13 protein-coding genes are annotated in these 14,436 nt (G+C 59.0%); 2 read left to right on the top strand and 11 right to left on the bottom strand.

Going from position 1 to position 14,436, the window contains the following annotated elements:
- Positions 1 to 204: 204 nt before the first annotated feature.
- Positions 205 to 1,284, bottom strand: coding sequence for a TMAO reductase system periplasmic protein TorT (torT, locus tag DV711_RS15070; RefSeq protein WP_133297468.1), 1,080 nt, complete (start codon positions 1,282 to 1,284; stop codon positions 205 to 207).
- Positions 1,285 to 1,438: 154 nt separating this feature from the next.
- On the opposite strand from torT, the gene torS reads away from it, so the two are divergent.
- Positions 1,439 to 4,321 carry a TMAO reductase system sensor histidine kinase/response regulator TorS gene (gene torS, locus DV711_RS15065; RefSeq protein WP_114696547.1) on the top strand — a complete coding sequence of 961 codons (2,883 nt, stop codon included), beginning with the start codon at positions 1,439 to 1,441 and terminating at the stop codon, positions 4,319 to 4,321.
- A gap of 6 nt (positions 4,322 to 4,327) precedes the next feature.
- On the opposite strand, the gene DV711_RS15060 is transcribed toward torS, so the two are convergent.
- Positions 4,328 to 4,927 (bottom strand): uracil-DNA glycosylase family protein, encoded by a 600-nt coding sequence (locus DV711_RS15060; protein WP_114696546.1) that lies wholly within the window; start codon positions 4,925 to 4,927, stop codon positions 4,328 to 4,330.
- 370 nt (positions 4,928 to 5,297) lie between these two features.
- Here DV711_RS15060 and DV711_RS15050 point away from each other — a divergent pair, with 370 nt between their 5' ends.
- The gene (locus DV711_RS15050) at positions 5,298 to 6,050 is read left to right on the top strand and encodes a Crp/Fnr family transcriptional regulator (RefSeq protein ID WP_114696544.1); all 753 of its coding nucleotides are present in this window, start codon (positions 5,298 to 5,300) and stop codon (positions 6,048 to 6,050) included.
- Positions 6,051 to 7,389: 1,339 nt separating this feature from the next.
- On the opposite strand, the gene DV711_RS15040 is transcribed toward DV711_RS15050, so the two are convergent.
- The 9 genes from DV711_RS15040 to proC all read right to left on the bottom strand — a co-directional run bounded on the left by DV711_RS15040 (position 7,390) and on the right by proC (position 14,435).
- Entirely contained in the window at positions 7,390 to 7,944 is a 555-nt protein-coding gene (locus DV711_RS15040; RefSeq protein ID WP_114696542.1) for a hypothetical protein, read from the bottom strand.
- A 160-nt stretch (positions 7,945 to 8,104) separates the two neighbouring features.
- Positions 8,105 to 8,740: a LysE family translocator gene (locus DV711_RS15035; protein ID WP_341537597.1), complete on the bottom strand. Its 636-nt coding sequence runs from the start codon at positions 8,738 to 8,740 to the stop codon at positions 8,105 to 8,107.
- Positions 8,740 to 9,918 (bottom strand): radical SAM family heme chaperone HemW, encoded by a 1,179-nt coding sequence (gene hemW / locus DV711_RS15030; protein WP_114696541.1) that lies wholly within the window; start codon positions 9,916 to 9,918, stop codon positions 8,740 to 8,742. Before hemW ends, DV711_RS15035 begins: the two co-directional genes overlap by 1 nt.
- A 19-nt stretch (positions 9,919 to 9,937) precedes the next feature.
- Positions 9,938 to 10,537 (bottom strand): XTP/dITP diphosphatase, encoded by a 600-nt coding sequence (locus DV711_RS15025; RefSeq protein ID WP_114696540.1) that lies wholly within the window; start codon positions 10,535 to 10,537, stop codon positions 9,938 to 9,940.
- 36 nt (positions 10,538 to 10,573) lie between these two features.
- The gene (locus DV711_RS15020; RefSeq protein ID WP_114696539.1) at positions 10,574 to 11,005 is read right to left on the bottom strand and encodes a DUF4426 domain-containing protein; all 432 of its coding nucleotides are present in this window, start codon (positions 11,003 to 11,005) and stop codon (positions 10,574 to 10,576) included.
- A gap of 43 nt (positions 11,006 to 11,048) precedes the next feature.
- Positions 11,049 to 11,639: a methionine biosynthesis protein MetW gene (gene metW / locus DV711_RS15015; protein ID WP_114696538.1), complete on the bottom strand. Its 591-nt coding sequence runs from the start codon at positions 11,637 to 11,639 to the stop codon at positions 11,049 to 11,051.
- On the bottom strand, positions 11,639 to 12,832 hold the full coding sequence (metX, locus tag DV711_RS15010; protein ID WP_114696537.1) for a homoserine O-succinyltransferase MetX: 1,194 nt from the start codon (positions 12,830 to 12,832) through the stop codon (positions 11,639 to 11,641). Before metX ends, metW begins: the two co-directional genes overlap by 1 nt.
- Before the next feature lie 91 nt (positions 12,833 to 12,923).
- Positions 12,924 to 13,466 (bottom strand): YggT family protein, encoded by a 543-nt coding sequence (locus tag DV711_RS15005; RefSeq protein ID WP_114696536.1) that lies wholly within the window; start codon positions 13,464 to 13,466, stop codon positions 12,924 to 12,926.
- Positions 13,467 to 13,595: 129 nt separating this feature from the next.
- Entirely contained in the window at positions 13,596 to 14,435 is an 840-nt protein-coding gene (gene proC / locus DV711_RS15000) for a pyrroline-5-carboxylate reductase (RefSeq protein ID WP_114696535.1), read from the bottom strand.
- Position 14,436 lies beyond the last annotated feature (1 nt).

The following is a 14,436-nucleotide window of genomic DNA, read 5'->3' as shown; positions in this document are numbered from 1 at the left end:
GACTAATGGGTAGGCCAGCAAAGAAAATGACTGGAAGAAACTGTCCATGCTGATTGTTGTGATCTCCCTGATCTTAGAAGAGTAAACCGATATTGTTACCGGCACGCTCGGTACTTATCGTCTCGAACTATAGCTTAGCGTTTGTACTGGTAGTCTGCTTTATTCCCCAGCAAAACCTATTTGGGTTACCGCTTTTTATAACGCCTAAGGCTCAACCCGATAGGTCGGCATAAAGCTGGCCGGCGACAGTGAATCCTGTTTGATCTGCGGGCTGAGTCGGTCCCGGGTCAAGCTAATGATCTCCGGACCGATATCGCGCTCGAACGGCTGCCCTTCCAGAAACCGCACCGCCTGATCGATCGCCAGCCGACCGTGCAGCACCATCTGATCGGTGTTGGCCATCAGCACCTTGCCCCGCAGCAGCGCCCGGTACATACCGTGGGAATAGTAATGGCTGATCAGTTGCGGTGGTTTGTCCAGTTGACGGTGTTTGAGTTCATTGATGGCGATCTCGACCAGCACCGCCCCGCCGACGATGTAGTCCAGATCCTGATGCTGATCGAGCAGCTGCTGCAACAACGCCCGCTGCACATCACGATCGTTATCGCCGTAACCGGCGGTGATCACCTCGGACACCGCGCTGCCGGCCAGACCGTCTCGGATTCCGCTGCCCACTTCCGATTTGGCTTCCAACCGTTTCGGACCGGGGAACCAGGCGACCTTGACCGGTGCGCTCCCGGCCGGGTGGCGCTCGGCCAGAAAACGGCCGACCTTGAAGCCCATCTGGTACCAGGACACCCCCACCCGACCGGTCAGGCCATCGCGGGACAGATCATTCACCACCCCGAACAGCGGCACCTCGCTATCGAGCTGCTGCAATCGGCTATTGAGTTCTTGATAAGCCACCGTACCCAGCAGAATCGCATCGGCGGGCCAGTCCAGGCAGGCCTGCAGTTGCTGCCATTGCCGCTCCAGGTGGTGGTAGCCGCCGGCTTCGGCCGCCTTGAGCTGCACTCCGAGCCGCTGGGCCTGATCGACCATGCCGTAATTGACGCTGAGCCAGTAGGAGTCTTTGATATGGGGGTACAGTGCGCAGAGGCGCCAGGGTCGGCTGGCAGTGCTGATCGGCTCGATCTGGGCTTGCTGCCACTGTTCGAACTGGAACAGGGGCTGGCGGGATTGAACCGTCCAGGCCTGCACCGTCGATGCCATCATGACGGTCAGGATGATCGTTACCAGCCCAAATCGGTACCGATGCCACCAATGGCAAGCGGATCTGTTCACGTCTGCACCTGTTCGTTGACCGGACCCGCCGTCGGACAGGTTGCAGTTTGAGCACCGATAATCGACCGGCAATCGCTTTTCAACCTGAGCGGGATTGTCGATAGACTAGGGCCTGTTAGCACTAAGCTCAACCCAAACGGCCCAGGAGCACGCGTTGACCCTAAGGATCGGCATCACACGCAAACTACTCTACGCCTTCCTGTTGATGGCGGGTTTGTCGTCGCTGGCGTCGTTGATCGCCTGGTCCGGATTCAAGCAGGTGACCAGCAAAGAGCGACTGGTGTCCGAAGAGGCGATTCCAGCCATGCGGGTGGCGCAGCAACTGGCGGAGCTGAATATCGGCATCTCCAAGACCGCCCAGTTACTCAGCACCACCAACAGCCAACCCGACAGTTACGCCCTGGGCAACGCCCTGGCCGGATTGAGCGCCGAGCTGCAGACCCTGTTTCGGGCCGATCTGGATCACCTGTTTTCGGCCGAACAGCTCGATCAGGTCCGTCAGCTGGGGGGGCGAATCGAAACCAACCTGCGCCAGCTCGAACCGCTCACCAGCCGCCGCATCACCTATCAGCAGCAGCTCGATTCGAGATTGCAGCAACTGGACCAGATGCTCAGTGAGATCGCCGATCTGACCCAATCCCAGGTCGCCAATGCCAATACCATTGCCATCGTCAATCTGGTGAATGTTTATGATCTGGTCGATCGCCAGGTCGAGCCGGAGCAGGTGTTCCGCTCGCTGGATCAGACCCTGGAAGACGATATCGACCAGCTCGAGCAGATGTCGGAGCTGCTGCAAAAGAGCTACCAGCTGCGTTACAACATCGGCAAGCTGGCTTCGCTGGACAGCAGCAACGTTATCGATCAGCTGGAGCAGCAGTACCTGCAAGTGCTGGAAGTGATGCAACGCCGGGTTCAGGTGATTGCCGACCCGCAACGGGCCGAGCGCGCCCAGGCCACCCTGCACCAGATCCAGCAGCTGCGCAGCCCCTTCGAGGCCCGGCGCCAGTGGTTGGCGGTCAACCAGGAGCTGCGGATGCTCGATCGCAGCAACCAGCAGTTGTTCAGCAACCTCAACCAGGTGGTCAAAGCGATCGTCGATCACGGCAGTCGCCGGATCGGACAAGCCACCGAGGGGCTCAATGAGCTGCTGATCGAAGGCGAGCGGGTGGTGATCGTCAGCGGTATCGCCACCCTGGTGCTGCTGGTGTTGCTGATGTGGAAGGTGGTCTACCGCGATATCGTGCGCCGACTGGAGGACCGGACCCAGGCACTGCACCGGCTGGCAGAGGGCGACCTGGCCATTGAGCTGGACCAGCGCGGCAACGACGAGCTGGCCGACATGGCCCGTGCCATCGAGGTGTTCCGCCAGAATATCCTGGCCCGACAGCAGCTCGAACAACAGCTACGGGAACACAAGCAGGATCTGGAGCGGCAGGTCGACCAACGCACTCAGGAGCTGTCCCAGGCCAACCTCCAACTCAACAACGAGGCCGCCGCCCACGCCGAAGCCAAACTGCGGGCCGAGCAGGCCAATCGGGCCAAATCCACCTTCTTGGCCCATATGAGCCACGAGATCCGCACCCCGATGAACGGCGTTATCGGTACCCTGGAACTGCTCAAGCAGAGCCCGCTTGACCCGCAACAACGGACCTACGTCGACACCTCGCTGATCTCCAGTGAGAACCTGCTCGATATCCTTAACGACATCCTGGACTACTCCAAGGTCGAATCGACCCGGGTCGAGATCAGCGAGCAGGATTTCGAGCTGACCCGGATGCTGAATCAGCTGATCACGCTGATGCAGCCGCGAGCCGATCATAAGCGGCTATCGCTCCGGCTGCAGGTTGACCCGCAGTTGCCGAAGAGGATTCGCGCCGATCAAGGCAAACTGCGCCAGGTGCTGACCAACCTGGTCGGCAATGCGATCAAATTTACCGAACAGGGCTCGGTACAGTTGCAGGTCGGTCTCAATACCCAGGCTGAATCGGCCCGGCTGCGGGTTGAGGTGACCGATAGCGGTATCGGTATCGCCGAAGAGCGGCAACGGGATATTTTCGATGCCTTCTCCCAGGTCGGCAGCAACCACCAACTCGGTGGTACCGGACTTGGATTGACCATCAGCAAGAGCCTGGTGGCGGCCATGGGCGGTGATCTGCAACTACGCAGCCGCCATGGCGAGGGCAGCTGTTTCTGGTTTGAGCTGCCGCTTTGCGAAGCCGAGCCGCCGCAACAGTCAGACGAGCAGCCAAGCCTTCAGCTTGCCTCAGATTCAGAACCGGCACTGTCCGGGCTGCGGGTATTGCTGGTGGAGGACAACCCCATCAATCGGCTGGTGGCCGAAGGCTTGCTGCAACAGCTGGGGCACCAAGTCCAGAGCAGCGTCGACGGACAGAGTGCTCTGCAGCAGCTATCGCAGCAGCCATTTGATATCGCCCTGGTCGATATCAACCTGCCCGATATCAACGGCGTGGCGCTGTGCTCACAACTCAAAGCGAAACTGGCCGAACAGGGTCGATCGATGCCGATCCTGGCGGTGTCCGCCCATGTATTCAAAGAGGAGATCGACGACTACCTGGCCGCCGACTTCGATGGTTTTATCGCCAAGCCGATTCAGCGTCAGGCATTGAGCCAGGCCCTCATGAAAGCCATGGGGATGGCGGAGAGCTTACCCGAGCAACCGCCCGTCCAGGCTTCCGGTTCCGATGATATTGAGCTGTTGAAGGCCTCGGTGCTCGAGCAGGATCTGCAGCAACTGGGCCCGTCCACGGTGCAGCAGATGATCGAGCTGTTTGTCAGCAACGCACCCCAGATACTGGAGCAGATCGCTTGCCACGACAACACCGACCAACAGCCGGATCTTATCCACAGCCTGAAAGGTTCCGCCGCCAGCCTGGGACTGGAACAACTGTATCAGCGCTGTCAGGCCCTTGAAGCCAGCAGCCGAAACCAACCGCTGACCGCCGAGCAGCTAAACGAACTGACGAAGCTGCTTCAGGCCAGCATCGACGCGCTACAGGCCTTCAGTAAGGCGATTTAAGTCCCATCAAAGGCAATCCGCCACCTGCTGCCGCAACCAGGGCAGCAGCTCGGCTTCGAACCAGGGTCGCTGTTTGATCCAATGCTGATTTCTCGGGCTGGGATGGGGTAAACAGATCATCAGTGGACTGTCGGTAGAAGCCGCCTCTTTCCAGTCAGCCACCCGCTCGGACAACGAGCGGCGGTCCTGCAGGTGGTAGTCCTGGGCGTATTTACCCAATAGAAGAATCAGCCGCAACTGAGTCAGTTGTTCCATCAGCGGGTCACGCCAACGTCGGGCACACTCCGGCCGCGGCGGCAGATCACCGCTACGACCACGACCCGGGTAGCAAAATCCCATCGGCAGAATGGCAAGCTTGGAGGGATCGTAGAACTGCTGCCTCTGCAGCCCTAACCAAGCCCGCAACCGCTCGCCGCTGGGATCGTCAAATGGAATCCCACGCTCGTGGGTGATCCGGCCCGGTGCCTGTCCGGCCAGCAGAATCCTCGCTCGAGGGTCAAACTGCAGAATCGGTCTTGGCTCACAGGGAAGATCGGCTTGGCATTGACGACAAGCCTTAACGTCCTCGAGGAGCTGCTGCCAGGACTCAATCATGTGATCGGTCATTTATTGACCTCCAACCCATGCCATTTCGCAGATATCGACTATATTTTTCGGAGCACCTTGGGGCCAGCCTGTTCGGACACAAATTCCGATGTTCCAAAAATAATCATATAAAGACTGTAATCGGAGTTTTGGTTCCCGTATGATCGCGCCCTCGCCGGCAACACCCCGGAAAATGATCGGTTCTTTGGGACCGGTTGTTGGATCAATTCGGGGCTCGAAGTCACCTTGCCGGAAAACGCTTACCCCTTTAACCATGCGGCTTACGCGGGCATTGAAGAGTTTTCGAGGAAAACGCTTCCGAACACTCGTATTCGCCAACTTGAATGTGATATATATCACTTTCATTAGAAAATAAGAACGGACGCCCCTTGTGACCAATCAGGAAAAAAACTGTCGGGCTCGCTTGCATCTGGTCGATAGCCATCGCCAGTGTCAGCATTGCCAGGCTGAAAAACTGTGCCTTTCTTTCGGCCTGGACCAATCGATCGGCGCCGAGATGCGCGATCTGATCCAAGAACGAGGCCCCTTTCAAGCCGGCGATACCATCTATCGACAGAGCGATCCGTTCCGTTCGATCTACTCGATCCAATCCGGCTGCGTCAAAGCCGAAACCGTCACCGTCGATGGCCGCGCCTCGGTGGTGGGTTTTTTCCATCCGGGCGACCTGGCCGGTCTCGATGGGATCGGTTCCAAAACCTATCCGACCGACCTGATCGCGCTGGAAACCACCTGGATCTGTGAAATCCCCTACAAAGAGCTGCTGGATCTGTGTGGGCATTCACCCAAGCTACAGAGCCGCTTTATCGAGCGGATGGGGATGACGATCCAGCAGCACGAACAGGACTGGAAAGTTCTACGCAGCGATCCTGCCGAGATCCGAGTAATGCGCTTCCTATACCAGCTGCATGAACGCAACCGGCGCAACGGTTCGACCTCACCACGAGTCAAGTTACCGATGGCAAAGCAGGATTTGGCCAGCTACCTGTCATTGACCCCGGAATCCCTGAGTCGGGTACTGACTCGGATGCAGACCGACGGCTATATCCTGAAAGAGTCGCAACGGGTACTGGTGTTACAGAAGTCGCTGGAGGACGAACTGGGACTGCCGGTCAGCCGCTCCTAACCGAAGCGGAAAGGACACCGCCAACTCCTAAATAATCCATTTACGCCCTTGTCGGGCGTGTTAGGGAAATGCGCCGCCATTTCCCTAACAGCCCTAGGCGGCCCCGCTTGCTTGGCCTGCTTCACCAACTCCGTTATGCGTTGAACTGTCTGGTGGACTACGACGGAAACTCGCTCGCTTCACTCACTCAGACAGCCGCCTTCGCTAATCCATCGACCAGCTCAATTCTCACCCGCGCAAAAGGGGTGTGGGAGTTTATTCTGAGACAACGGAACTGCAAATAGCACGGCCTCAACCGCCCTTGACGCAGCCGAGCATTGGCTTCGGAAATGGATCAGCGCCGATTACTGTTTGAGGCCGCAGGCCGAGTTCAATCGGTGCCCATTTACGAAGACTATGTGAAGGGGATCGGCGAAGCCGACAAGTCATCGGGCTAGCGTTTTCTTGCTTCGTTCTTTTCCGCAATGCGAAAAGAATGAAGGCGCTCGGGTGAGCGCAATAAGAACTATCCGCCAACTCAGGAAGCCAGCTCAAACACTGTCAATTGCGGATAACTCCAGTTACGCCCTTTCGGGCGTGTTAGGGAAATGCGCCGCCATTTCCCTAACAACCCTAGGCGGCCCCGCTTGCTTGGTCGGCTTCGCCGACTTCGTTGCGCGTTGAACTGCCCGATGGGCTACGACGGAAACTCGCTCGCTTCGCTCACTCAGACAGCCGTCTTCGCTGATCCATCGGACAGCTCAATGCTCACCGGCGCAAAAGGGGATCAGGGAGTTTGTTCTGAAATTAATGGGGTTATAGTTTCGGCTTGCACGGACTCAACCGCCCTTGACGCAGCCGATCATTGGCTTCGGGAATGGATCAGCACGGATTACTGTTTGAGGCCGCAGGCCGAGTTCAATCGGTTCCCATTTCCGAAGACAACGCGCAGGACAAATTGGCAGGACAGCCAATTTGCACAGCCGGAGGCTGCCCGCAGGGTGAGGCACAGGGATGTGCCGAATGAAATCGGCGAAGCCGACAAGTCATCGGGCTAGGCGTTTTCTTGCTTCGTTCTTTGCCGCTATGGGCAAAGAATGAAGGCGCTCGGGGGAGCGCAACAACAGCTACCCGAACACTCGGTAATCCAGAATAAACACCCTAAACAGAGCCAGCAGGCAAAAAAAACCGGTGGGTGTCTGAGCTAACCCACCGGTATCAAAATGGAGCTAGGTGCTCCCTACAGAGCCTCTGAAAACCTGCCAACCTGTCCACAGGTTTCCGGACACCCGCCGCAACGCATTCAACCGCTGCGGTCGAGATTTCAGCCCATTACGGCATCATCAAATGCCGAGCGGAATTACATCAGACCGTTGTGCTTCTTGAAGGCGGCCTGCAACGCTACCGGCTTTTGCTTTTTGTTTTCACTACGGAGTACATAAACAACGGTTTCACCCTTGGGGCCGTTGCCGATCTCGGTGTAACGCAGCGGCGCTTCACCGGTGGTACGTACGGTCTTCATGTCTTCCAGGCGGTCGAACACGTAGATACGGCCTTCAGCACGCATTTCACCGTAGAAATCCTCTGCAGCTTCCAGATTGCCGTGATAGAGGTTGTAGGCGGCGATCTTGTCGGCGGCCTTCTTTTTGTCCTTACCAGTTACACCGAAGACCAGGGTTTCACCCTTGGGGCCGGCACCGATAAAGGTCTGACGGTAGGAGGTTTCGCCAACGACGAGGAAGCTCTGATAGGTGTCGAAGTCATCGAAAACGTACAGGCGGCCTTCATGATGGACTTCGTACATATCGCCATTGTTCAGATCGACAGCGGCAGTCTGCGGCTTCACTTCTTTGCCGCCACAGGCGGCCAGGGAGATCGCCAGGCCGGCGACGATCAGAGATTTACGGTTCAGCATTCGAGCTTTCCTCTATTGCGCGGTTTCAATGCCGAACCAGCCTAATAGCGAATTATGAAAGTTCTCTGACAGAAAGAAGAACGAATGATGAACGCTCGAAATCAAACCCGGTGAGGCTGGGTGAAAACGTGGCGAGCACAGAAGTTGTCACACAGTCTTATTACTGAGAGTTGGCCAAACGCCAACCAAACCCCATCAGCACCAGCCCGCTGATGCCGTCGAGCCAGGCCGCCACCTTCGGTTGCTGCAGCCAGCGTCGTGCCCAGCCGATCAGCACTACCAGCAACAGGTACCAGCCCATCGCCAGCAGGAAATGCAGTGCGGCGATCAGCAGCGCCTGGGGCACCGCCGGATGGCTCGGGTCGATAAACTGCGGCAGGAACGCCATATAGAATACGATCGGCTTGGGGTTGAGCAGGTTGGAAAGTGCACCTTCCCGTAGCGACACCTTGACCGCGACCTGCTGCGGCGCCACCGACTCCATCGTCATACCCCGTCGACGCATGGCCGAGCGCAGGCTCTGGATCCCGAGCCAGACTAGATAGGCGGCCCCGGCCAGCTTCAGCAGCATAAACAGCTCGGCCGAGCCGAGCAGGATCATCGACAGCCCGGCCGCCGAGATCAGCGCGTGCACAAACAGCCCGGAACAGATCCCCAGTCCGGTCAGCAGGCCGTCGCGTCCTCCGCCCCGGGTGGTGTTTCGCAGCACCAGCAGGGTGTCGACCCCCGGCGCCAGGGTCAACGCAGTCAGGGCCAGCAGCAGCGGCAACCAGCTGAAATGTTCAAACATCGCCATCAGACAAACAGCTCCAGCAATTCATTCAAAAAACGCCGCCCCTGCAGGGTCGGGCGTAGCAGCGCAGGATCTTGTTCCAGTAGCCCCAGGCTTCGGGCTCGGGTTAATTGGGGCTCGATCGTCGCCAGTGGCAAACCGGTACGCTGCTCAAACAGCTGCGCCTCGACCCCATCGCTGAGTCGCAGCGCGTTCATCATAAACTCCAATGCCAGCTCGTCGGCTTCGATCACCCGTTGTTCGGCCCGATTCAGCCCGGCCAGATAGGCCTTTGGCTGGCGAGCCTTCCAGCGCCGGACCAGCCGCCCGATCTGCCCACCCCGTTCGGTTAGAGGGTCGGACAGTTTAGCATGGGCTCCGGCGCCGATACCTAGGTAGTCCCCGAAGCGCCAGTAGTTGAGGTTATGGCGGCACTGCTGCCCGACTTTGCAGTAACCGGAGATCTCGTACTGTTCGAACCCCGCCTCGGAAAGCCGCGCCTGGCCCTGCTCCTGAATAGCCCACAGGGCTTCATCTTCGGGAAGCCTAGGTGGGCGGCTGTGGAACTCGGTATTGGGCTCGATCGTCAGCTGGTACCAGGACAGGTGGGTGGTACCCAACCCAATCGCCCGCTCCAGGTCAGCCAGCGCCATCGTCGGGGTCTGGCCGGGCAGGCCGTGCATCAAATCCAAGTTGAGCCGCTCAAACCCGATCGCCTGGGCCTGGGCAACGGCTTGCTCTGCTTCGGCGCCGCTGTGAATCCGCCCCAGAGCCTGTAGACAACCATCGTCGAAGCTCTGAATCCCCAGCGACAACCGGTTGATCCCGGCCTCGCGGTAACCGGCGAAGCGAGCCTGCTCGAAGGTGCCGGGATTGGCTTCCAGGGTGATCTCGATTCCATCTGCAAACGGAATCCGCTGCTCGATCTGTTCCAACAGCTGCTGGTAGAACGTCGCCTCCATCAGGCTCGGGGTGCCGCCGCCGATAAAGATCGACTGCAGCGTCCGGCCCTGGACCCAGTTCAGCTCGGCATCGAGGTCATCGAGCAGCGCCTGCAGATAATCCGCCTGCGGGATCTCGCCACGCTGGGCGTGGGAGTTGAAATCACAGTAGGGGCATTTGCGCACGCACCAGGGCACATGGATATAGAGGCTCAGCGGCGGGAGTTGCAGCCCTGTGGATGCCCCAGATATCAGAGCCATCAGACTGTTATCGCCATCGTCAGCTCTTCTGCAGCGCCAGCCGGCGCAGCAGCTCGGCCACGGCCTGGCCGCGATGACTGAGCTTGTTCTTTTGCTCCGGTGCTAGCTCGGCCGAGGCACACTCGCACTCGGGCACCCAGAACAACGGATCATAGCCAAACCCGTTTTCGCCCTGCGGTTGCTCGAGAATCCGCCCTTCCCAAGTGCCCTGACAGATCATCGGGGTCGGGTCGGCCGGGTGTTTCATCAGCACCAACAAGCACTGGAAACGGGCGCTACGCTGAGCTTCGGGCACCTGGGCCAGCAGCGACAGCAGTTTTTCATTGTTGCTGGCATCGGTAGCACCGGGACCGGAGAACCGGGCCGAGTAGATACCCGGGGCCCCCTTCAAGGCATCGACCTCCAGCCCGGAATCATCGGCCAGTGCCGGTAGTCCCGAGACTTGGCTGACATGACGGGCCTTCAAGATCGCATTCTCAACGAAGCTCAAGCCGGTCTCTTCGACCTCACCGACATCGAAATCCGATTGCGGCAGGACTTCGATATCAAAGTCGGCCAGTACCTGGTTGAACTCTTTGAGCTTGCCGGCGTTGCCGCTGGCCAGAACGATCTGCTGCATGGGGTCTCGCTTCAATTAGGAGTTGGTCGGTAACCGTTACTCAGTGTAAAAATGCTGCTCGAAATTGAGCGGGTAGCTTGGCCCGTTCGGATCGGGCTGCACCTGCAACTCAAAAAACAGCCGCTCATCGTCAGTAAAGCGGAACTCGGCGATATAGTAGATCGCATCGCCCTCGCGCACCTGGCGGAAATTCAGCGGTTGGCGCTGATCCACCAGATTGCGGATTTCACCACGAACCTGCGCCACGACGGCGCTGTTGTCGGCACGACTGTCCAGCACCGAGATATTGACCAGCCCGCGAACCTTACTGCGCTGGATCTGGTATTGCTCGGCGACCTCGGGAAGCAGGAAGGTGGTTCCCAGGGCGTTGTAATGAATCTGGTAATGGTCAACGGCCTCAAACTGCTCCGCCTGGGTCAGACCCGGGAGCAGCATGGCCAGCAGCAGGGTAAAGATTGAACGGCGCATAAGGGCCTCCTGGACGGCGCTCCGGTCGGTGCCGGTGCGGCCGTTATTTGGTGACGTGGTAGATAGCGATTTCACCGAGCATGTTGGGCCACAGGTTGCTGGCCCAGTGATCACGGTGCTCACGATTCACCACGGTGCGTTTAACGATATGAATGTTCTTCTCGCGGCACAGTTCCTCAAAATCCTTGAAGGTACAGAAGTGGATATTGGGGGTGTTGTACCAAGTATAGGGAAGGAAGTCGGATACCGGCATCTTGCCCTTCAACGCCAGATAGAAGCGGGCCCGCCAGTGACCGAAATTGGGGAAGGTGATGATGCTCTCTTTGCCGACCCGCAGCATCTCGTCCAGCACCAGATCCGGGCGGTGCACCGCCTGCAGGGCCTGGGTCATCACCACCATATCGAAGCTGTTGTCCTGGAAGTTGGCCAGTCCGCGGTCCAGATCCTGTTCGATCACGTTGACACCACGATCGATACAGGCGGCGATATCCTGGGCGTCGATCTCGAGCCCGTAACCGTGCACCTGCTTGGCCGAGCCCAGGTATTCCAACAGTTCGCCGTTACCGCAGCCCAGATCCAGCACCCGCGACTGCGGTTGAATCCAGCGCTCGATGATTTCTAGATCAGCCCGCATCAGTTGCTGCCCTCCGGCCGGGAATTGTCTGACTGGGTTTTACTCGGCAGGCCGATATCGGCGGCCACGGTTTCCATGTAGCGCCCGAACACATCCAGGTAACGGGGGATCGGGATCAGGAAAGCATCATGGCCATGGGCCGCTTCGATCTCGGCGTAGCTGACCGATTTGCCGGCCGCAATCAACGCATCGACGATCTCGCGGGAGCGCTCCGGCGAGAAGCGCCAATCGGTGGTGAAGGAGATCACCATAAACTTACACTCGGCCGCGCTGAGGGTCTTGGCCAGGTCATAATCGTGATCGATGCTCGGGTCGAAATAGTCCAGCGCCTTGGTCATCAACAGATAGGTGTTGGCATCGAAGCTGCCGCTGAAGCTTTCCCCCTGGTAGCGCAGGTAGCTCTCAACCTGGAAATCAGCTTCATAATCAAAGCTGAACTTGTCGCGGCGCAGCTCGCGGCCGAACTTCTCCCGCATCGAGTCGTCGGACAGGTAGGTGATATGCCCCAGCATCCGCGCCAGCATCAGGCCGCGCTTGGGTACCGTGTCATGATCCTTGTAACGGCCACCGTGGAATTCCGGATCCTTGCTGATCGCCTGACGCGCCACCTCGTTGAAGGCGATGTTCTGGGCGGTCAGTTTCGGTGCCGAGGCGATCACCAGGCAGTGGCGCAAACGCTGCGGATGGTCGATCGACCAGCGCATGGCCTGCATACCACCCAGACTACCGCCCACAACCGCAGCCCACTGCTCGATCCCAAGCCGGTCGGCCAGACGGACCTGGCTCTTAACCCAGTCACGAACCGCCACGATCGGAAAGTCCGGGCCATACTCTTTGCCGGTCTCCGGGTTGATACTCTGGGGACCGGTACTACCGTGACAGCCCCCCAGGTTGTTCAGTGCCACCACAAAGAAGCGGTTGGTGTCGATCACCTTACCCGGGCCGATGGCCGAGTCCCACCAGCCGGGTTTGCGATCTTCCATGCTGTGGTAACCGGCGGCATGGTGATGGCCGCTCAGGGCATGACAGATCAACACCGCGTTACTGCGATCGGCGTTCAGCTCGCCGTAGGTTTCGATGACCAGCTGGTATTCGGGAATGACTCGGCCGCTGCGTAACTCCAGCGGCTCGTCAAAGTGCAGCGTCTGCGGCTGCACCAGGCCGACGGAATCCTCAGGTATCTGTTCAGGCATCAGGTTGTCCGATGATCGATAATCTCAACCCCGCCAAGGGGCGATGTAAGTGGCGATATATGGGGCGATAGCAAATGGCGCCGTTAACGACTCAGTAGACCAGTCGCGCCAGCTGCAGCTGGATCACCTGAATCACCAGGAAGATCAGGATCGGCGACAGATCCAGACCACCAATCGGCGGTACTACACGCTGGGCCAGTTTGAACAGCGGTTCGGTCAACTGAGTGATCAGTTGAGCCGCCGGATGATAACTGTTGGGCGCCACCCAGCTGATGATCACCGAGGCGATTACTGCATAGAAATAGACATCCAGAATCATGCTCAACAGGCTGACCAGCGACACCACCAGCAGGCCGATCGGCTCGAAGCTGCGGCCGTTGACAAGGAACAGCAGCGCCAGGGTGGCAAACTTGACCACCAATGCCAGCACCAGGGCCGAAAAATCCCGCCCCGCAACCCGCGGTATCATCTTCTGGAACGGCAATAACGGCACCTGGGTAAACTTGGCGACCGCCTGAGAAATCGGGTTGTAAAAGTCGGCATGGGCCATCTGCAGCAGAAAACGCAGCACCACCAACAGGGCGAAACATTCACCAATTGTCCGGATTATCAAGGTAAGGGTTTCAGCACCCATCAGCTAGCCTCATTGTGATCGATTTCGGCCGGAAGTCATTGACCGGCCAACAGAAGTCTGTGGAAGTTATGATAGGGCGCACGTTCGGTGTTTGCCAGCCCGCACGCCATCTCTACACCACTCCGGGCGTTAGTCTTGGCCCAACTCGAGCGCCATTTCCCGGGCTCGGTCGGCGCAGTCATCCATCGCCTGCTCCACCAGTTCGGGCAAGCCGCCCTGTTGGAACCGCTGTACCGCCCGCTCGGTGGTGCCGTTGGGAGAGCAGACCCGACGGCGCAGCTCGGCCGGATCGACATCGCTGGCCTGGGCCATTTTGGCCGCTCCCAGCGCGGTCTGCAGGGTCAACTCGGTGCTGACTTCGCGACTCAGGCCCTGCTTGATGCCCGCCTCGACCATCGCCTCCATCATCATGAAGTAATAGGCCGGGCCGCTGCCGGATACGGCAATAACCGCATCGATCAGCTCTTCACGCTCTACCCACTGGGCGATCCCGATCGCCGCCATCATCTGCTCGGCCTGCTGGCGCTGAGTCTGACTGACTTGGGCGTTGGCGTAGAGACCGCTGGCACCGGTCATCACCAGCGCCGGGGTATTGGGCATGCAGCGCACCAATGCAGTCTCAGCCCCGAGCCAACGCTCCAGGCTGGCAACCGGAATCCCGGCTGCAATCGAAATCACCAGCGCCGGGCTGGCGGCCAGGGTCTCGCGCAGCGCTTCGGCGACGACCTTCATCACCTGCGGCTTCACCGCCAGCATCAACACCTCCGACTCACCAGCTACTCGGCTGTTGTCGGTGGTGGTATTGATGGGCCACTGTTCGGCCAGCTTATCCAATTGCTGCTGGGTCGGATCGGCGACCCAGATCTGCTGGGCCGGGTAGCCCTGGTTGACCAACCCGCCGATGATCGCCTGGGCCATGTTGCCGCCGCCGATAAAGCCCAGTACCGGGTAATTCGCTGTGTCAGTCATA

The sequence above is a fragment of the Motiliproteus coralliicola genome (assembly GCF_003345655.1).
Taxonomy (GTDB): Bacteria; Pseudomonadota; Gammaproteobacteria; order Pseudomonadales; family Balneatricaceae; genus Motiliproteus; species Motiliproteus coralliicola.
The sequence above is the reverse complement of the archived record's forward strand: the minus strand, read 5'-3'. Positions and strand labels throughout refer to the sequence as shown.